Source organism: Frigoribacterium sp. Leaf44 (assembly GCF_001421865.1).
Taxonomy (GTDB): domain Bacteria; phylum Actinomycetota; class Actinomycetes; order Actinomycetales; family Microbacteriaceae; genus Frigoribacterium.
The window spans coordinates 204553-224461 of record NZ_LMLG01000001.1 but is presented as its reverse complement, the minus strand read 5'-3'; the positions used below and the strand labels follow the sequence as shown (position 1 = coordinate 224461).

Here is a 19909-nt window from a genome sequence, read left to right as displayed (position 1 = left end):
AACCTAGTCCACGTCTGTTTCGGGCATGTGCAGGTTGGACGAACGGGGGGTGCCGGGTGCGGCGGACCTGACGTCCGCCGAACCCGGCACCCCTCGTCGAACGGTTACTCGCCGCGGTGTGTGCGGTCGGCGTCACCGGTGAGCGCGGCGCGGGCCGCGCGGCGACGGGTGGAGACGACGAGCGCGGCACCGAGCAGGGTGAGCAGGGCCGCCAGCGCGACCGGACCGGCCAGCTCGGCTCCGGTGAAGGCGAGACCCGTGGCCGTGGCGGCGGGTCGAGGCGTCGACACGGCCGGGGCGGTGGGACCCGCCACGGGAGCCGCGAGCGCGGCAGGGTTCGTCGTCGGCGAGGTCGTCGGCGTGGTGGGCGTGGCGGCCGCGGCGGCGACTCGGGCGAACCAGGCGTTCGAGGCGGACACGGCCTGGCCGGACTCGATGCCACGGGCCGTCACGGTGCCGACGTCGTGGTGGTCGACGTCACCGGCCGTGACACCCGTCAGGGCGGCGGTGCAGTCGAAGGAGGCTCCGACCGCGAACGGGCCGGCCCACGTGACTCCGGTCGACGGGCCGCCGAGGGGCGCGAAGTCGCAACTGAGACCGTCGACGGTGCCGTTGGCCAGGACCTCGTCGGCGACCGTGACGTCGGCGAGCGCGTCGGCACCCGTGTTGGTCACGCGGTAGGCCAGCGAGGCGGTCCCGTCGGAGAGGACGACGGCGGTGGCCGCGGTGTCGGCCGCGTTGCCCGCGGCGTCGTCCTTGGTGATGGTCACGGCCGAGTCGGGGACGTCTCCGCTGCCCGTTCCACCGGCCGAGGCCTGGGTCTTGGAGGAGCTCACCGCACCGGTGGTGGTGACGCCCCCGACGACGGTCGACACCGTCGCACTGTTGGTGAAGGTCTGGGCGGCCGTGGCGGTGCCGGTCGGCGCGGGGAGGCTCACGGCGATGCTGACGCGGTCCTGCACGTTGACGACCTGGGGGCCCCAGCTCACGGTGTAGCCGGCGGGCGAGCAGGTGTACGACGTCGGGGTGACGGCGAGGGGGGCGGCGAAACTGCCGTCGGTCTTGACGCGGATCGAGTCGAAGACCAGCGTGTCGCAGTCGTAGGTCCACATCTGGCCGGCGGGGACGGTGTCCGTCGTCGTGGCCGAGTCGAATGCGCCGAGCGGGGTGAGGACGTGCCAGGTGAGGAAGCGGGCGGCCGTGGAGCGGCCCTGGTCGGCGGCGGTGTACGTGCCGTACTTGGTGGGCTGGTCGAGGCCGCGCATCACACCGGTCGGCGTGACCACGGTCGTGAAGTCGCGGCCGTCGTTCGTCGTCGACGTGAACGGCGTGGGGACACCCGAGGGGGTGGTGCGACCCTCGAAGTCCGACTTGACGAACGCCTTGCCGCTGACGTTGAGGTGGCTCTCGGCGTAGCTGGTCATCGTGAACGTGACCACGTAGGGGCGCGTCCCGACGACGGTGGCCTCTGCCACGACCGCACCGGTGGCGGGGTCCCGGAGCGCGAAGTCGGTGGGCAGGTTCTTCAGGTGCTCGCTGAGCGTCAGCGTGAAGGTGTCACCGGTCTTGGTGTCGTCCGGCACCTCCCAGGCGATCGTGGTGGTGAGCTGGGTGCCCTGTCGCGGCGCGGTCGGGGTCACCGTCACGTCCGTGATGGCACCGTCGATCTCGGCGGCCCGGGCCGGGGCAGCGGTCCCGGTCAGGGCGGCGGTGCCGGCGAGGGCGAGGGTGGCGAGCAGCGCGGCGGACAGGCGCAGGGCCCTCCGCCCGCGACGGGGAGACCCCGCGAGGGTGAGCGAGTGCATGGTGGTGCCTTTTTCGGGTGGGGTAGACGCGCGCCTCGACCTGCTCCCCCGGCGCCGTGTTCGGGTACGGCGCCGGGGTCGGGTGAACAGGGATCGTCACGTCTCGGGTGACACCCAAACTAGGGCCGGGGTCCTGGCAGTGTCCACCATTCGGGGGACAGATCACCCGGACGAGGAACGGGCGACGCCGAGGGTCCCCCGAGCCACCCGCTGCGGGGGACGACCGGCCCGTGACGGGGGACGACCGTCGCGCAGTGCGGGGTCCTTCTGCCTGTCGGCAACTCCTGCCTCCTGACGCACCGCGGACCCGGACACGCGGGCCGACGGGCCACGCCGCAGCACCAGGCAGGAGTTGCCGACACGGACGCCGCACCGCCGACAACTCCTGCCTCCTGACGCACCGCGGACAGGGACACCCGGGCGGACGGGCCACGCCGCAGCACCAGGCAGGAGTTGCCGACTTCAGGGGCTGGGCATCTCAGGGAGCGGTGAGCGGGGAGGGCGGGTGGAGACGCGGCGGGACTGGGCGGACGGGAGGAGGCGGTGGTCGCCTTCGCGGGGAAGGTGACCACCGCCTCCGGGTGGGTCAGGCCGTCAGGCCGCGGGTGCTAGCCGCGCCACGGGAACCAGCCGTGGAACAGGTCGCCGAGGGCGTTCCAGATCCACTGCAGGATGTCGCCGAGGCTCCAGCCGCCGGGGTGGCCGGGGTGGCCGGGCTGACCCGGGCCCGGGCCGGGGCCGGGGCCGGGGTCGGTCGGTGTGGGCGTCTCGGGCTCCTCGCCCGAGGCGACCGTGAGGTACGTGACCTGCCCGGTGTCGCCGTACACGACGCGGCCGAGGAAGGTCTGCTCGTAGGGCAGGCCCGTCCAGGACGCGGTCAGCGTCGCCGTCTCGCCCAGCCCTGCGGAGAGGGTGGCCAGGTCGACCGTGAGGCCTCCGACGGCCGCCGCCGGGTCGAGCAGGTACGACGTCAGCGTGTAGTCGAGCTGCCCGGCACCGCTGTAGAAGTCGACCAGCAGGACGTACTCGCCCGCCGCGGGGGCGTCGAGGTCGATCTGCTCGTCCGCCGAACCCGTCGCCGAGGAGGCCGCGAGCTGGTCGGGCGCACCGTCGGCGTCGGCCGTGTAGAGCAGCAGGTCGAGGTCCGCGGTGTCGTCGGCACTGTCGAGCACGAAGCGCGCGTGGGTGGTGCCCTCGGCGATCGTGACCGGCGTCTCGGCCGCCGCGGCGCCCGCCGTGCCCGAACCGGACGCGACCTGCCCGGCGGCGAGGCCCTCCGTCGTGAGCGGCAGCTCGAGGGCGTCGCCGGCCGTGACGTCGAACGCGTTCTCGCCCGTGGCGCCCTCGCCGGCCACCTCGGCCGGAGCCTGCAGCTGGACGGGGCGCACGGCGAGCGGGCTGCGCACGTCGTGGGTCCCGTCGGACCAGGTGAGGTAGCCGGTGGCGAACTGGTCGAGCGCCGCCGTCGTGCGGGTGAAGGTGACCGTGTAGTCCTGCTTCTCGCCCGCGGCGCCGAACGTCAAGGTCGAGGGTTCGACCGTGGCCGTGACGCCGTCCATCTCGATCGGGGCGACCGTGTAGGTGCCCGCCTCGGTCGAGGTGACGGTGCGCGTGACCTGTGCGGTGCCGGCCAACGAGCCGACGCTGATCGACGCGAGGTTGAGCGACGAATCGGTGCCCTCGACGGTGTCGATGGAGTCGACGTAGGCCTGCCAGTCGGCCGGTCCGTTCTCGTAGAGCAGCCCGGGTTCGAGGAACGCGGTCGGGTCGACGTGCCCGGCGCCCTGGGCGAAGACGTCCTGGCTCGGAGCGCCGTCCTCGCCGACGAGGTCGTACGCGGTCGTCATCATGGCCGACTTGACCTCGTCGGGGGTCCAGTCGGGGTGCACGCCCTTCGAGAGGTAGAGCGCGGCCAGACCGGCGATGTGCGGGGACGACATCGACGTTCCCGAGAGGAACTCGTACGTGCCGGGCTCACCCTGCGCGTTGGCGCCGTCGGCGAGGATCGCCACGCCGGGGGCCGAGATGTCGGGCTTCAGCAGGTTGCCGCCGTCGGCGGTCACCGGTCCGCGCGACGAGAAGCCGGCGATCTGCGGGCTGGCGGGCTCGGGCAGTGCGCCCGGGTTGCCGTCGAGCAGGGTGACGGTGGCACCTTCGGTGTCGGCGTACGCGTGGATCGCGTCGTAGTCGTCGGCGTTGAGGTGGACCGTGGGGACGGCGTGCTCGTCGAGGTCGACCGAGCTGCTCGTCGGGTTCACGAGCACCATGCCGATGCCGCCCACGCGCTCGACCTCGGCCGACTTGGCCGTGCGGTCGTAGACACCGCGGTCGCAGAGCACGATCGTGCCGGCGGCCTTCGCCGGGTCGAGCGTGTCCGGTGCGCAGAGGGTCACCGCGGTGGCGTCCGCCCCGGCGGCCGCGACGGCGGTCGACGAGACGAAGTCGCCCGTCAGGCCGTCGGTGCCGGTCGGCACGGTGATCGAGCCGCCCAGGTACTCGGTGCCGTCGGCGGTCTGCACCGTCGCGCTGTAGCTGGGGATGGTCGACGCCGCGACCGTGGTGATCCACGGTGCCGCGTTGTCGGCGGTGGTCGCGGTCGGGCCGTCGTTGCCGGCCGAGGCCGCCACGAAGACGCCGGCCGAGGCCGCGCCGAGGAACGCCTGGTCGGTGGCCGAGAAGGTGCTCGTGGCCCCGCCTCCGCCGATCGAGTAGTTGATGACGTCGACGCCGTCGGTGACCGCGGCCTCGATGGCGGCGATCAGGTCGAGCGTGGCGCAGCCGTCGTCGTCGGTGGCGACGCGGTCGGGGCCGTCCCAGCAGACCTTGTAGGCCGCGATCTTGGCGGCCGGGGCGACGCCCGAGACGGTGCCGAACGAGCGGTCGCCGATGGTGGCCTCGACGTCGGCGTTGCCCGCGGCGGTCGACGCCGTGTGCGAACCGTGGCCGTTGCCGTCACGGGGTGAGAGGTACTCGCCCTGCTCCTCGGTGCCGATGTTGCCGACGCCGAAGCCGTCGACGAAGTAGCGCGCACCGATCAGCTTCGTGTTGCAGTCGCCCGCGTCGAACTGCACGCCCGTCTGGCACACGCCGGTGAAGGTCCCGCCGTCGCCCTTGGCGAAGACGGTCCGGTCGCCGTCGAGGTGGGGCTCGGTGTCGCTCGCCGAACCGAGGGGGTCACCGGCGAACGAGGCGTTGCCCGCCGCGATGCCCGAGTCGATGATGCCGACGACGACTCCTTCGCCGGCCTTCTCGCGTCCACCCACGGCGTCCCAGACGCCGCCGTTACCCTCGGCGTCACCCAGGCCGAGGAACTCGGTCGACGGCGTCGCCTGCAGCTTGAGCAGCTCGTTCTTCGAGACGGCGGCGACCGAGGGGTCGCTCGCGAGCTTCGCGGCCTGGGCGGCCGTGAGGTCGGCCGCGAAGGCGTTGGTCGTGATGGCGTAGCTCGCCTCGACGGTCGCCCCGGCGGCCGCCGCGACGTCCTGCTGGACGCCCTTCAGGTGCTCGGCGTAGTCCTGCACGGGAGCGCTCTGCGCGTCCAGATCGCTGCCCTCGGGCACGGCGGTGCGGGCGAGGCCCGGCTGGCCGCCCTCGTAGGTCGCGGCCGCCGGCTCGCGCAACGTGACGATGTACTTCCCGTCGGCGAACTGGCTGTCGCCCACGACGGCCGGGCCGTCCGCGGCGAAGGAGGCGGTGGCCGGCACCGCGACGAGGCCCGCGGCGACGACGCCGGTGGCGAGGAGGGTGGCGAAGCCGCCACGGAGGCGGGTGCGGGGCGGAGCGGTCGGCCTGCGTCGGCCGGATGGTGTGATCACGGATCGCCTTTCGATGCACGTCGTTCGGGACGTGCTGTCGGTGGTGCGCCGCAGCCCCGGGCCGCGGTCGATCCATAAGAACTACCTGTGAATGCCGGCGACCCTCTAGTGGGGGTCATGGCCGAAACCGGCCACTGACCGGGTTCGGCCAAAGAGTTCACATGAGGAGGCGCGGGCGGGGCACCGACGTCGTCCCCCCTTCGGCGGACGGTCGCCTCGCCGCACCCCCCTACGACCTCGTCAGCCCGAGCCGCACCGCCGCCCACGCGGTCCCCGTGGCGAGCCCCCGCGATGCCGTGGCCCAGTCGTGGCCGCTGCCGGGCAGGACGTCGCGGGTCACGTCCATCCCCGCGGCCCGGGCGGCCGCCGAGACGACGGGCATCACGGGCCCGTAGCGCGAGTCGGTTCCACCGACGGCGAAGAACCCGGCGCTGTCGGCGTAGGGGGCGCGGGCGGCCAGCACGGCGAGCGGCTGGGCCGCGGCGTAGGCCGCCCGGTCGCCGCCGAAGCCCCGCTCCACCGTGGCCCTCGCTCCCCCGTCGAGCCGCGGCCCGATCTGCCCCGAGACGTCGACGAATGAGCCGAAGAGCTCGGGGTGGCCCGCCGCCAGCTGGAGCGAGCAGGTGCCGCCCTGCGAGAAGCCCGAGACCGCCCAGGCCCGGCCGGGCGCCTGGACCGAGAGGTGGCTCGTGATCCACCGGGGCACGTCGACCGTCAGGTAGGTCTCGCTGTGCCCGAGCGGGCCGTCGACGCACATCGGGTTGTTGGTCGGGCGCTCGAGCTGGTCGGGCATCACGACGATCGGCGCGAGGCCGTCGTGCGCACGGGCGAGGGCGTCGAGGGTCTCGACCATCCGCCCCGCGTCGACGAGGTTCTCGGGGGCGGCGCCCGGGCCCTGTCCGGACAGGACGACGTCGACGGGCAGCGGCGGCGGATCGGCCACGAGGGCGGCGGGCGGCAGGTACACGAGGGCGTCCCGCGCGTCGAAGCGGGACGTGGTGCCCGGGATCGCGACGCTGCCGAGCCGTCCCCGTGACGGAAGGTCGGCGGGCGCCCGCCAGGTGCGTCCCAGGTCGGGGGCGGCCGGGGTCGACGTCCGGCCGGCCCGCACCGCGGCCGTCTGCGCGGCCGGGAGGACGAGCGACGGGACGTCCGAGAGGCCGAGCAAGGCCCCCACGGTCGGGAAGAGCCCGCTGTCGCGGTTGATGGCCAGGCCCGTCGCGAGGACCATCACGACGACCGTCGACGCGGCCAGGACCCGTCGCCCCGCGCCTCCGCGGACCACGGCGACCACGGCCGTGCCCGCGACCATCAGCAGGGCCCCGACCCAGAGGCGGTCGACCCAGGTGGGCGAGACGTCGAGGACGTCCTCGACGTCTCCGAGCCACCAGGTGACCAGCGCGCCGAGCCCGGCCCCCAGGGCGGCGGCCCCGGTGACCCACCGCCACCAGGTGCGGGCACGGCGTGGGCGACGCAGCGTCCGGGCCACGAGCACGCCGGCCACCGCGTAGACGACGGCGAGGGTGCCTGCCGACACCAGGGAGAGCCTCAGCACGACGGCTCGGCACGGGGCGGATGGATCACGTCCGGGACGCTACCGAGGTGACTCGATGGGTGAGCCGTGAGGGGGCTGGGCGTCGGCCGAGTCAGACCCAGCCACGACGGGCCGCCTCGACTCCGGCGTGGAACCGGTTGCTCGCGCCGAGCTCGTCGAAGAGGGCGTGGAGCCGCCGCCGGAGCGTGCGGGACGAGATGCCGAGCTGACCCGCGATCACCTCGTCGGTGGCCCCCGCCGCCACGAGGGCGAGGAGGTCGCGCTCGGCGGGGGTGGGGGGTCGCATCGCGAGTCGCGCCTCCTGGTCCCGCGACGGCACGGCGGCTCCCGACGTCGCCGTCACGGTCGTCGACGACGCCAGTCGCGCGGCCACCGAGGCCCAGTCGACCGCGGCACGACCGGCCCCCGGGGTGCCCGGCACGGGCAACGCGCTGCGCCACCGGGCCTCGAACAGGTCGTGGAGGGCGGCGACGAGCGGTTCGGATTCGGTCACGAGGGCCTCGGGCCGGTCGGGGTCGTGGCCGATCGAGACGAGGGCGACCCGGCGGTCGGCGACGGCGAGCTTGACCGGCAGGTCGTGCGTGATGCGGGCCTCCTCGCCGTCGGCGCCGAGGCGGTGCACGCCCTGCCAGCTGCCGTCGGCCGAGATGCTGGCGACCGTGTACACCGCCCGCCACCGCACCCCACGCCCGAGGGCGACCCGCTGGGTGGACTCGTTCGACGCGACCACGTAGGGCGGACGGTCGAAGGCGACGAAGTCGGTGGTCGCCCGGTGCTCCAGCCTCGAGTACCAGTCCCCCACGGCCTCGTGCCCGACGACCACCCGCGTCAGCTCGTCGGCGTCGTGCGGGCGACGTCCCTCGTCGAACAGCGCTCCCAGCTCGGGCACGGCCGCGCGGACCTCGACGAGCGCGTCGGCACGGGCGGCGACGACGGCCGGCACGGCCACGCGCGGGTCCACCGCGCCGTAGCCCTCGCCTCCCGCCGAGCGCTGGACGAGCCCGAGCGAACGGAGGCGCTCCAGGGCGGCCAGGGCCGTCGCCTCGTCGAGGTGCACGGCCCGCGCCACGGCCTCGGGCGTCGGCCCGGCCGCCGTTCCCGCGGCGTCCGCCACCCCGGCCCCGGCGACGACGTGACGGTAGACCGCGACCGCGACGTCGTCGATCCCGAGGGCGGCGAAGGACGGAAGGGGCACGGGTCGATCTTGCCCCGTCCCAGCCGACTCTTGGTAGCGTCGTCCAGATGACCGGACACGGGGCGGGGCGGTGAGCCGCGAGACGATCGCGTCGCCGTCGGCGGCGAGGCTGCGCCGACCCGCTTTGTCCGTCGATCTGGCCGGTCGATTGTCGGGCAGCTGGCGCAGCGTGCTCGTCGTCTACCTCGCGTCGCGGCTGTTCTCGACGAGCGTCCTCTTCGCCGTCTACGAGGTCGCGAAACTCGCCGGGGCGACCTTCATCACGCCGGGCAGCGACCGTAGTTTCCTCGACTTCACGTCGTCGTGGGACGCCGACCGGTACCGCACCATCGCGTTGCATGGCTACCCGTCGACCCTGCCCACCGACGCCGCGGGCGAGGTGCTGCCGAACGAGTGGGCGTTCCTGCCGGTCTTCCCGTACCTCTGCCACCTGCTGATGGTGGCCACGGGCATGGACTTCGTCGTCGCCGCGCCCCTGCTCGCCACCGTGTTCGGTGCGGGCGCGACGATCGTGCTCCACCGCCTGCTCGTGACGAAGGTCGGACACACCGGCGCCCTCTGGGCCGTGCTGCTGTTCTGCTTCGGGCCGATGGCGTTCGTCATGTCGGTCGGCTACGCCGAGAGCCTCTTCCTGCTGCTGGTGTTCGGCGGCCTGCTCGCCATGCAGCGGCGGAACTACCCGCTCGTGGCGTCGGCGGGCATCCTCGCGTCGTTCGTCCGACCCGGGGCGCTCGCCCTGGCGTTGGCGCTCGGCATCCACCTGATCGTGCGCTGGCACACCGAGCGAGAGCGTCCCGAGGCCCGGCCGTCGGCTGTGTCCGGGGGCCATGCCCCTGCCGCGACCGCCGCCGCCGCCGCCGCGACGACCGGGGCGGCGACGCGGCCTTCCGCAGACGCCGGGACGCAGCGGATCGCCGGGATCGGCACCGCGCCTCCTGCGCTCGCCCTCGCCGCCCGCACGTCGGTCCGCCGCGCCTGGGCCGGTCTGCGGGAGTTCGTCGTCGGCGGCCGGATGCCGACACGTGAACTGACGACGATCGTCGTGGCGGGGCTCGCGATGGCCGCGGCCGGACTCGCGTGGCCGGTCGTCGCGCACGTCGTCACGGGTCAGTCGGACGCCTACCTCGAGACCGAGATGGCCTGGTGGGTCGACTACGTCGGCCGCCCGGCCTTCGTGCCCTTGACGCCGTGGTTCCTGCTGGCCGGCCGCTGGTTGGGCATCGGCGGCATCGTGCTCGTGCTGGCCATCATCGTGTCGTTCACGTTCTGGATGACCCGCCGCTCGACCCTGCGCCTCGGCCACGAGGTCGTCGGGTTCGTCGCGGGGTTCTTCGCCTACCTCGTCGCGGTGTTCCTGCCGCAGCAGAGCCTGTTCCGGCTGCTCATGCCGCTCAGCCCCATGCTCGGCACGCCCGCGATCTCGTCGCGGCCGTGGCTGCGCCGCACGATGCTGCTCGGCGGGGCGGCCCTGCAGCCGGTCGCCGTCGTGTTCGTCTTCCTCTTCACCGCGCCGTAGCCGCCGCTGCGTGGCCGCCGCGGCGTCGCGGCCTGGCCGCTGTCAGCTGTCACGACGACAACACCGCCGAGTGGACAGCACACCGTCGCATTTGTCGGTGTCCAGTCCACTCGGCGGTGTCCGGCGGGAGGGGCGCAGCGCGTCTCGCCCGGAGGCGCCGGCGGGCTACGCGGCGGCGGGGGCCAGCTGCATCGCGTCGGCGAGGAGCGCGACCGAACGGAGGCGCGCCTCCGTCGACGAGGCCGCGTGCGCGACGATCAGCTCGTCGGCCTGGGCGGTGCGGGCGAACTGCTCCATGTACTCGCGGGCGTCGCCGGGCGTGCCGACGGCGGTGTAGGTCGTCATGGTCTGGACGTGCTGGCCGACCGGGGTCCGCAGCAGGTGGTCGAGTTCGTCGTCACCGAACTCGCGCGTGGGGTCGATCTGGCCGCTCTGGCGCAGCAGCATCATCAGACGTTGGCGCTTCATGGTGGCGAACTGGGCGTCGGCCTCGTCCGCGTCGTCGGCGACGACCGCGTTGACGGCGGCGAGCACGTACGGCTCGCTGAGCTGGGTCGACGGCTGGAACTCTCGGCGGTAGGCCGAGACGGCGTCGATCAGGTCGCCGGGGGCGAAGTGGGAGGCGAACGCGTAGGGCAGGCCGAGGGCGGCGGCGAGCTTCGCGCCGAAGAGCGACGAGCCGAGGATGTACAGCGGCACGTTCGTGCCGGCACCGGGGACGGCCTGGACGCCGGCGACGCGGGACTCCCCCGCGAGGAAGGCCTGCAGCTCGACGACGTCCTGCGGGAAGCGCTCGGACGACGAGGGGTCGCGGCGCATGGCGCGGAACGTGGCCTGGTCGCTTCCGGGGGCGCGGCCGAGGCCGAGGTCGATGCGGCCCGGGTGCAGGGTCTCGAGGGTGCCGAACTGCTCGGCGATGGCGAGCGGCGAGTGGTTCGGCAGCATGACGCCGCCGGAGCCGAGGCGGATGGTCGAGGTCTGGCTCGCGATGTGGGCGATCAGCACCGACGTCGCGCTCGACGCGATGGAGGCCATGTTGTGGTGCTCGGCGTACCAGACCCGCCGGTACCCACTCGCCTCGGCCTGCTGCGCCAGGGCCACGGAGGCCGCGAAGCTCTCGCGCACGGTCTGACCGGGTGCGACGGGGGCGAGGTCGAGGATCGAGAGGGGAATGCTCATGCGGGGGTGAACAACGACGGGCGTCGCCGTATGCCCGGTCTCGGCGATCGTCAGGTCGAACCGGTCGTCTCGGACGATGGAACGCATCCGCATTCGAGACGTGGTGGGATAGGGCGCCAGACGCTGTCGAAACTGGCGAGATCGACCTCGCGGACACCTCCGGCGAGTGCCGGTGGTGCCCCGAGCAGTATCCGGAGCGCCTCCCATGCCGTCATGTTCCCCACCACGCCGGCCAACGGGGCGGCTGAGCCGCCGGGCGAAGAACCCTTCAGAGTTCGCGCGGCACGTCCGTGATCGTCGGCTGTCGCGGCACGGATGCACGACCAGCACGTCGTTCGGCCGGGCAGGACGGTGACACCCGGCACCCCGAGCAGGGCGCCGTACGCGCCTCCGACGATGTGCGGGACAGCGACCGCGGTGCTCGCCGTCGCCACGACGTCGGCCACGACGGGCACCGAGGGCTGGTCTGCGCAACTCACGACGAGATCGGCACCCGAGATCAGGGTCGCGAGCTGTTCCGCGGTGTCCACCCGAGTGCGCCAGACGTCGACGGTGATGTCCTTGTCGATCTCGGCGACTCGCTCTGCGGCTGCGTCGACCTTGACTCGTCCGATGTCTCCGGAATCGAAGAGCACCTGCCGGTTCAGGTTTGAGAGTTCGACGACGTCGGGATCGATGAGCACGAGCCTCCCCACCCCAGCCGCGGCCAGCGATTGGACGACCCACGAACCAGCACCACCGACGCCGACCACGACCACGCACGCACCGGTGAGTCGGCTCTGGATCGTCGAGGCGTCGTGTCCTCGAGCGACTGCTGACAGTTCATCGGCCGAGATCATCTCGTCGAACAGCTGCAGCTGACGCGAATGCCTCGTGGCACGGTCGGTGGAAGATGCCTCCGACGCCAGGAAGCGTTCGGATTCGAGGACCTCCAGCACGTCCTCGAGCGCTCCGCGATCACGTAAGGAAAGAGTCTGGGCGAGCTGCACTGGCGTGCGAGTCCCATCGAGCAGCGGGACGAGGTCCGCCACCCAGGGCTCGACGGAGAAGGTCGACACGACCCGCTCGTACGTTGCCCTGAATTGCAGGCGACCGTCTGCGAGCTGGACGACGATGATGCTGTCTCGCAGACGGGGGCGGGCGGCTGAGCCCGTTCTCGCGTCAGCGCTCATGACGTGCCCCTCAGAATCGTCAGGGGCTCCGTGCGGGAGGCCCGCAGGACCGGCCCCACGGCGGCGAAGGCGAGAGCGATCGCCGTCACGCCGACGATTCCCGCGATCGTCACGGGATCGACCACCGGGTCGACCCCCACGCCGAGGAGCCTCGAGACGATCCGCGTCCCGAGTGCTCCCCCGAACGAGCCGAGGAGCAGTCCTGCACTCAGCGACGCCACGGCGATCACGATGGCGTCCCAGGCGACGAGGGCACCGACGCCGCGACGTCGGCACCCCACGGTGCGGAGCACGGCGAGTTCATCACGCCGCGATTCGACGTCGAGGCTCAGCGTGCTGCTGGCCCCCAGGGCCCCGAGGGCCAGAGTCACCGTCACCGCAGCGAAGAGTCCTGCCGTGAGGGCTGCCGTCTCGGAGGCTGCACGATCCCTCGTCGCCTCGGCGGTGATGACGTCGACACCGGGGACACCGACCACCTGCGCGGCGACGCGGTCTGACAAGTCGGCGACATCGACCCCTCCGTCTGCCGACACGTCCCACCGAGAGACCCCCGTGACACCGAGTTCCCCCGCCGTCCTGCGGTCGATGACGACCTGTTGCCCCGTGGCCACCGAGGTGAAGAGCCCGACGACTTCGAGGGGCACCTGAGTCCCCCCGGCCGACACGACGACCTCATCGCCCGGGGCCACAGTCAGGGACTCGGCGACCCCCCTCGGCAGAGCGATGCCCCCACCGGCCCTCAGCAACTCGACACCTCTCGATCCGCCACCGGCGGACCACGCGAGCCCCGACACGTCGAACCAGGTCTCGGGGTCGATCGCCTGGAACGGCACGTCGAGTTCGGCGGACGCCGACAGGACGGTGGCTTCACCGGACACCGACCGCGCGACGTCCCGAACGCCGTCGACGACGACGATCGGCTCGGCGTCGTCCGACAAGGGCACGACCGACGTGACTTGCACGTCGGCCCCGAACTGCCGATCGATCTGTTCCCCTGTCGCGGAGGCGACGGCACCGACGCAGGTGGCGAGCGACACCGCACCGAAGACCACCAGGGTGAGGGCCCCGGTCACCGTCGACCTGCCGCGGGTCGGTCGGCGACGCGCCAGGTCGGCTGCCCATTGGAGCCTGGCCGCGAACGCCGCCAGGGGCGCGATCGCGAGGCGGGAGAGGGCCACCGCACAGGCCGCCAGAGCGACCAGGCCAAGAGCATCGAGGACGGCGCCTGAGTCGAGGGCCCAGATCACCAGCGCTGAGACCGATGCGACCACGGCGACCACGACGGTTCGTCGCCGTGAGCACGATCCGGGCGAACCGTCTGCGGGTTCGACGCCCCTCACGACGAACGCCGGCGGAATTCGACGGACGTCGGCGACGGCTCGTCGGGCTCCGAGCACGGCGGAGGTCGCTCCCGCGAGGACACCGAGACCGACCGAGAGGGTGAGGGTCGGAAGAGACGGGGTCTCCCCGTCCGTCCGACTCATCACCACCGCAGCGCCTGCGACGCCGACCGCGACGCCCACGACCGTTCCGGCCGCTGCGAAGATGGCGATCTCGGCGCCGACCGACGAGACCAACCACCGCGTGGACGCGCCCGTGGCGCGCAGCACACCGTAGGTGCGGCGCCGTGCTCGGACGGCAGCCGTGCTCGCCAGTGAACCGAGCAGTGCCGACACGGCGAGGGCGACCAGAGCGAGCCCTGCCATCACCGCCGTCACGGCCGTTTCGATGGGCCCGAGGCCGTCGGCCACGGCCGACGTGTCCTGGAAGACGGCTCCGGACGGGAGCGCCGCTCGGTGTTCTGCTGCCCAGGTGGACGCGACTGCAGGATCGAGTTCGAGGTCGAGACGGGTGAGGTCACCCTCGAGCCCGAACGCCCTCTGGACGACCTCGAGGTCGGTGAAGAGGTTGTCCCGGGCGAAGACACCCAACGAGCGGGGGTCGACGAGCCCCACCACGTCGAACGAGCGGACGCCCGAGGGAGTCGTCATCGACATTCGACTCCCCAGGGAGGCGTCCATGCGGTCTGCGACATCGGTCGGCACCAGGACCTCGTCCGAGCCCGGTCGAGGAGCTCGACCGTCGGTGACCACCTGGGAGGCGAGCGAGTCCGGCCCGGCCGGGGCGCCCGTCAGGAGGAGGGTCTCCGCCTCACCTGTCGCGCCGACCGCGACCGTCTCTCGACTCAGGGTGGGGAGCGACGACACGACTCCGGGATCGGCGGCGAGTGCGTCCACGAGACCCTCGTCGACGAACTCACGATCCACCTCGGGGACGATGCCCACGTCCCCGAACGTGAGCAACGAATCGATTCCGTCGACGACCGTCTGGCGCGCCGTCAGTCCGGTGACGAGTGAGGCCGTGAGAAGGGCGACCCCCAAGGCTGCCGTGAGGGCGGTGAGTCCTGCCCGCCGCCGTCCGTCAGCGATGTTCCGCCAACCAAGCGCGAACGCGTTCTTCATGGGCCCTCCCCTCGACGCTGTCGATCGTGGCCGCCGGTGTGAAGCGTTCGTCGGCGATGACTCGGCCGTCTCGCAGGACGATGATCCTGTCGGCGATGCAGGCGGTCTCGAGGTCATGGGTGACCACCACGACCGCTGACGCCTGGTCGTCGACGACCACGCCCCGGAGCAGCCTCAGGACATCCCGTGAGGTCGCACTGTCGAGCGCGCCGGTCGGCTCGTCGGCGAGGACGAGAGACGGACGGGAGAAGAGCGCTCGAGCCAGGGCCACACGCTGGGCCTCTCCGCCCGACAAGGTGGCCGGACGGGCCGATCCGAGACCGTCGAGGCCGAGTTCGTCGAGCAGCGCGTGCGCTCGATCCGCCCATTCCGAGCGGCGTCTTCCCGCGACGAGTGACGTGAGCGCGACATTCTCGAGCACCGACAGGGTCGGGACGAGGTGGGAGTCCTGGAAGACGAATCCGATGCGATCTCTTCGCAGGACGGTGCGCTCCGCCTCGGAGAGGGAAGAAAGTGTCATTCCGTCGAAGACGATCTGACCGTGATCGGGGGTGTCGAGAGCACCGACCATCTGCACCAGAGTCGACTTGCCCGAGCCGGAGCGACCGACGATCGCGACGATCTCGCCCTCGTGAAGGTCCAACGAGACACGGTCGACGGCGGGCGGTCTCCCACCTCGGCTCTCGAAGAGCCGTGACACTTCTCGGATCTCGACCAGCGGAACCGTGCTCATGCCGCCGACTCCGTCCGCATCAGATCGAAGTCGGTCCACATCTCCCAGTCGCCGGCGCGGCCGTCGAGGATGAGCCTCTCGATGAGTCGCCACAACGCGACCGTCGACCCCTGGACCTCGACGTCATCTGTCGGGGCGGGAATCGCCGGGTGGATCGTCAGGACGAAGTGAGCTTCTCCCGTCCGGTCGAGGTGCATCGGCAGCATGGCTGCGCCCGCGGCACGACTCATGAGGGCCGGCCCCTCCGGTGCGACGACGGAAGCCCCCAGGAACGGGACGACGGTGTGGTGACGGCCTCGGCCTCTGGGATCGTATTCGGGGAACATTGCGAAGACGAGCCCGTCCTTGAGCGCTCGGAGCCCCTTTCGGAAGGTCGCGTCGTCGTCGATGCCGAACGCGTCGACATCGAGAGAGGGAAACGCCCGATCCCGGAGCTCGTCGAAGTTCATCCTGTTGAAGACGAAGCGCGTGGGGTGTCGGTGCGCGATAATCGGCGGGACGACGTAGGACGCCCCGAAGTGCAGGGGCAAGGCCAGGGCGCCACGGCCGTGCTCCATCGCCTCCTCGAGGTGCTCGCCGCCACGAACCTCGACGACCTCGTCCAGCCGAGCTCGGTCGTCGAGCCACAGCGTGACGAACGTCGACTCGAATTGCATCCGAGGCCCGTAGTCGCCATATCGCCCCGCTGCAGCGTCGATGTCGACGGAGGCGAGACCTGGCAAGCCCCCCATGGCGGCACGGGCCTTGGCCGCCATGCCGGCGCTCGTGTCGGACGGGTCGGCGATCGAGTCGTAGGCGGGCAGGTCGAACCGGGCGATGTCGTTCATGAGTCGCCACGCGGCAGCGGGCCCGGCGGCGCGGAGCGCCGACCAGAGACGTTCGTATCGGACGACCTCGAAGAGGGTGAAGACGGGAAGGGACATGTCGACTTTCGGGAGATGCGGTCACCGGACTGACGGGGAAAGCGGACCACCCGATGGGCGGCCCGCCCCGGATGTCAGGTGCAGAGGCATCCGCCGTTGCAGCGTGCTGCGCTACCCGGCTTGAGCGTCGTGCTCTCGATTTTCTTCATGCGTTCCCTCCTCCCACGTCGAGTCGACAAGACACCTCCGAGTCTCGGCATCGGCAGCTCGACTCAAAAGTCACGGCCGTCACGAAGTCACCACGCATCCGTCATGTCGACGTCATGAGACATACTGGTCCCGAAGTCGATGACGAGTAGGGGGATGCCATGTCGACCGACGGGCCGATCGACGTGTGCGTGGTCGCTGACGAGGTGCTGACGCGGTCGGCGATCGAAGCGTGCATCCGTGTGACGCCAGGGCTGAGAGCTGTCGCGATCCACGATTCCGCGAAGCCCTGCTCCGAACCAGGGCCACCCCCGCGGAGCGTGCTGGTCATCGACGCCGACGACCACCCCGACGTCGTGGACGCCGCCCGGCGACTGCGCGAAGGGCACGACGCGGTCGTCGTCCTGGGTCGCCGCTTGCCCGCCGTGCTCGTCCGTCAGATCGTCCAGTCGGGCATCGACGCGGTCGTCTCGAAGCGGGCGAGCATCGACGAACTCCTCGCCGTCGTCCGGCGAACGGCTGCCGGAGAAGACCACGTCGACCCGAGGTTGGCGGCCACGGTCCTCCGCGCCGAGGCGTGCCCGCTCACGGCACGCGAGCGTGACGTCCTGCGCCTCGTCGACCGGTCGCTCTCGACCAGACGGTGCGCCGCCGAGCTGCACCTCGCCGAGGGCACGGTGCGCAACCTGATCTCGTCCGCCGTCCGCAAGGTCGGGGCGCCCGACCGCGGACGGGCCGCCTCGGACGCGCGAGATCTCGGTTGGATCTAGACCCGCGCCTCCTCGGGGCAGACGCGGTCGAGCGGGCCCGGCCATCGCGACGACGAATGGTCCCGAACCGTCGTTCGCCATGGGGCGAAGGACGATCCGGGACCACTCGATGCGCGAGCCGCGCGAGCCGCGCGAGCCGCGCGAGCCGCGCGAGCCGGCCGCGAGGCCTACAGGCCGCGGGCGAGGCGGTGGTACGCGGCGTTCCAGGCGACCTCGTGACGGAAGTCGCGGATGCGGGTGTCCTCGTCGATCACGAGCAGCTCGGTCTCGACGATGCGGGCGAGGTCCTCGAAGGCCTCGAGCCCGACCGCGGTCGACATCACCGTGTGGTGCGCGGCGCCGGCCGTCAGCCACGCCTCGGCCGACACGGCGAACGACGGGCGGGGCTTCCACACCGCGCGCCCCACCGGCAGGTTCGGCAGGTCCTCGTCGGGCTCGACCACGTCGACCACGTTGACCGTGAGGCGGAACCGGTCGCGCACGTCGCTCATCGCGACGACGACGGCCGGGCCGGGGTCGGCGGAGAAGACCAGGCGCACCGGGTCGTCCTTGCCGCCGATGCCGAGTGCGTGCACCTCGAGCGAGGCGCGCCCCGACGTCAGCGCCGGGCTGACCTCGAGCATGTGCGCCCCGAGGATCTTCTCCTCGCCGGGCACCAGGTGGTACGTGTAGTCCTCCATCAAGGAGGCGCCACCCGGCAGCCCGGCGCCCATCACGTTGGCCGCACGCACCAGCACCGAGGTCTTCCAGTCGCCCTCGGCACCGAAGCCGTAGCCCTCGGCCATCAGGCGCTGGACCGCGAGGCCGGGCAGCTGCTTGAGTGCACCCAGGTCTTCGAAGTTCGTCGTGAAGGCGCTGAACCCGCCCTCTTCGAGGAACGAGCGCAGACCGATCTCGATCGCCGCACCGTCTCGCAGCGACTGGTGACGCTCGCCGCCCGCCCGCAGCGCGGGGACCACGTCGTACTCGGCCTCGTACACCGCGACGAGCTCGTCGATCGCAGTCTCGGACGCCGCGGCGACGGCCTCGGCCAGTTCGTTGACGCCCCAGGTGTTGACCTGGACGCCGAAGGCCAGCTCGGCCTCGGTCTTGTCGCCCTCGGTCACGCCGACGAAGCGCATGTTGTCGCCGAAGCGTGCCAGCTTGAGCGAGCGCATGGCCGAGGCGCCCGCGGCGGCACGCATCCAGGTGCCGACCTGCTGCTGCACGCGCGGGTCGCTGACGTGGCCGACGACGGTCTTGCGGGGCACCCCGAGACGGGTCTGCATGTAGCCGAACTCGCGGTCGCCGTGGGCGGCCTGGTTGAGGTTCATGAAGTCGAAGTCGATGTCGGCCCAGGGCAGCGCAACGTTGGCCTGCGTGTGCAGGTGCAGCAGCGGCTTGCGCAGGGCGTCGAGGCCGCCGATCCACATCTTGGCCGGGCTGAAGGTGTGCATCCAGGCCGTGACGCCGATGACCGAGTCGTCGAGGTTCGCCTCGAGCATGGTGCGACGGATCGCGTGGGCGTCGGTCAGGACGGGCTTCCAGACGAGGCGCACGGGCACGTCGGAGGCGGCGGCGAGTTCGTCGGCGATGGCACGCGACTGGTCGGCGACCTGCTGGAGCGTCTCTTCGCCGTAGAGGCCCTGGCTGCCGGTGAGGAACCAGACCTCGCGCGAGGCGAGGAAGGCGGTGGGGTCGAGGGTGTCGTTCGTCACTTCAGTTCTCCTGCGGGTGCTTGTCCATAGACGTTCTGGTACCGGTCGAAGAGGGCGTCGATGCTCTCTGCCGGGATGGGGATGGGTTCGCCGAGCTGGCGGGTGACGTGGACGGTGCGGGCCACGTCCTCGGTCATGACGGCGGCCTTGACCGCGTCGCGGGCGTCCTTGCCGATCGTGAAGACGCCGTGGTTCTGCATCAGCACGGCCCGGCTGCGGTGCCCCTCGAGCGTCGCGACGATGCCGCGGCCGATCGAGTCGTCGCCGATGATCGCGAACGGCCCTACGGGGATCTCGCCGCCGAACTCGTCGGCCATCGCCGTGATCACGCACGGGATCGCCTCGCCGCGCGCGGCCCAGGCCGTGGCGTAGGTCGAGTGCGTGTGCACGACTCCGCCGACGTGCGGCATGGTGCGGTAGACGTAGGCGTGGGCGGCGGTGTCGCTGGACGGACTGCGGTCGCTGCCCGGCGTGCCCTCGACCACGGTGCCGTCGAGGCGGCAGAGGATCTGGTTCTCGGCCGTGAGGTCGTCGTAGAGCACCCCGCTGGGCTTGATCACGAAGAGGTCGGTGCCGGGCACGCGACCCGACACGTTGCCGCCCGTCCAGACGACGAGCCCGTAGCGCACGAGCTCGGCGTGCAGGGTGGCGACGTCTTCTCGGGTGGCGTCGATGGCCGCCTGCGTCGAGCGGTCGATCCAGCCGGTCATGCGGTCACCTGCGCGTCGCTCGTGGCGGAGGCGGTGGCGTCCTGCTCGATGGCATCCGTGCCTCCACCGCCCTCGGTCGTCGCCGAGGTCGCCGAGGAGGCGCGGGTCGCCTCGCGACGCATCGCCCGCAGACGGTGCATCACGTCGTTGCCGCCCCGACCGAACCAGTCGTGCAGCAGGAGGTACTCGGCGTAGAGCGCGTCGTACGCGTCGGCGGCCGCCTCGTCGGG

13 protein-coding genes and 1 pseudogene are annotated in these 19909 nt (G+C 72.0%); 2 read left to right on the top strand and 12 right to left on the bottom strand.

Going from position 1 to position 19909, the window contains the following annotated elements; translation table 11 throughout:
• Positions 1–104: 104 nt before the first annotated feature.
• From ASE87_RS01075 to ASE87_RS01060, 4 genes are all read right to left on the bottom strand, one after another.
• Positions 105–1805: an Ig-like domain-containing protein gene (locus ASE87_RS01075; protein WP_056225262.1), complete on the bottom strand. Its 1701-nt coding sequence runs from the start codon at positions 1803–1805 to the stop codon at positions 105–107.
• Positions 1806–2413: 608 nt separating this feature from the next.
• Positions 2414–5620 (bottom strand): S8 family serine peptidase, encoded by a 3207-nt coding sequence (locus ASE87_RS01070; RefSeq protein WP_056225259.1) that lies wholly within the window; start codon positions 5618–5620, stop codon positions 2414–2416.
• A gap of 229 nt (positions 5621–5849) precedes the next feature.
• The gene (locus ASE87_RS01065) at positions 5850–7157 is read right to left on the bottom strand and encodes an esterase family protein (protein WP_056225257.1); all 1308 of its coding nucleotides are present in this window, start codon (positions 7155–7157) and stop codon (positions 5850–5852) included.
• Between the two features lie 109 nt (positions 7158–7266).
• Entirely contained in the window at positions 7267–8370 is a 1104-nt protein-coding gene (locus ASE87_RS01060) for a helix-turn-helix transcriptional regulator (RefSeq protein WP_056225254.1), read from the bottom strand.
• Between the two features lie 124 nt (positions 8371–8494).
• Between ASE87_RS01060 and ASE87_RS01055 the strand changes: the two genes are divergently transcribed.
• Positions 8495–9886 (top strand): mannosyltransferase family protein, encoded by a 1392-nt coding sequence (locus ASE87_RS01055; protein ID WP_162235845.1) that lies wholly within the window; start codon positions 8495–8497, stop codon positions 9884–9886.
• A gap of 165 nt (positions 9887–10051) precedes the next feature.
• On the opposite strand, the gene ASE87_RS01050 is transcribed toward ASE87_RS01055, so the two are convergent.
• From ASE87_RS01050 to ASE87_RS01030, 5 genes are all read right to left on the bottom strand, one after another.
• Positions 10052–11065 (bottom strand): LLM class flavin-dependent oxidoreductase, encoded by a 1014-nt coding sequence (locus tag ASE87_RS01050; protein ID WP_043595110.1) that lies wholly within the window; start codon positions 11063–11065, stop codon positions 10052–10054.
• Positions 11066–11115: 50 nt separating this feature from the next.
• Positions 11116–12123, bottom strand: coding sequence for a ThiF family adenylyltransferase (locus ASE87_RS01045; protein ID WP_235472159.1), 1008 nt, complete (start codon positions 12121–12123; stop codon positions 11116–11118).
• A gap of 110 nt (positions 12124–12233) precedes the next feature.
• Positions 12234–14699: an FtsX-like permease family protein gene (locus ASE87_RS01040; protein ID WP_162235844.1), complete on the bottom strand. Its 2466-nt coding sequence runs from the start codon at positions 14697–14699 to the stop codon at positions 12234–12236.
• On the bottom strand, positions 14659–15342 hold the full coding sequence (locus tag ASE87_RS01035) for an ABC transporter ATP-binding protein (protein ID WP_235472158.1): 684 nt from the start codon (positions 15340–15342) through the stop codon (positions 14659–14661). The genes ASE87_RS01040 and ASE87_RS01035 overlap by 41 nt, the downstream gene beginning before the upstream one ends.
• A gap of 86 nt (positions 15343–15428) precedes the next feature.
• Positions 15429–16187: a lysophospholipid acyltransferase family protein gene (locus ASE87_RS01030; RefSeq protein ID WP_162235843.1), complete on the bottom strand. Its 759-nt coding sequence runs from the start codon at positions 16185–16187 to the stop codon at positions 15429–15431.
• A 635-nt stretch (positions 16188–16822) separates the two neighbouring features.
• Between ASE87_RS01030 and ASE87_RS01025 the strand changes: the two genes are divergently transcribed.
• Complete coding sequence (locus ASE87_RS01025; protein WP_056225241.1) at positions 16823–17272, top strand: LuxR C-terminal-related transcriptional regulator; 450 nt, start codon at positions 16823–16825, stop codon at positions 17270–17272.
• Between the two features lie 167 nt (positions 17273–17439).
• Here the strand turns inward: ASE87_RS01025 and araA are convergent, their stop codons facing one another.
• The 3 genes and pseudogenes from araA to ASE87_RS16555 all read right to left on the bottom strand — a co-directional run.
• Positions 17440–18969 (bottom strand): L-arabinose isomerase, encoded by a 1530-nt coding sequence (araA, locus tag ASE87_RS01020; RefSeq protein ID WP_056225239.1) that lies wholly within the window; start codon positions 18967–18969, stop codon positions 17440–17442.
• Positions 18966–19679, bottom strand: a complete 714-nt coding sequence (locus tag ASE87_RS01015; RefSeq protein ID WP_056225236.1) for an L-ribulose-5-phosphate 4-epimerase — start codon at positions 19677–19679, stop codon at positions 18966–18968. The genes araA and ASE87_RS01015 overlap by 4 nt, the downstream gene beginning before the upstream one ends.
• A pseudogene (locus ASE87_RS16555) lies at positions 19676–19909 on the bottom strand (hypothetical protein); the annotation flags it as partial. The pseudogene ASE87_RS16555 and the gene ASE87_RS01015, both read right to left, overlap by 4 nt.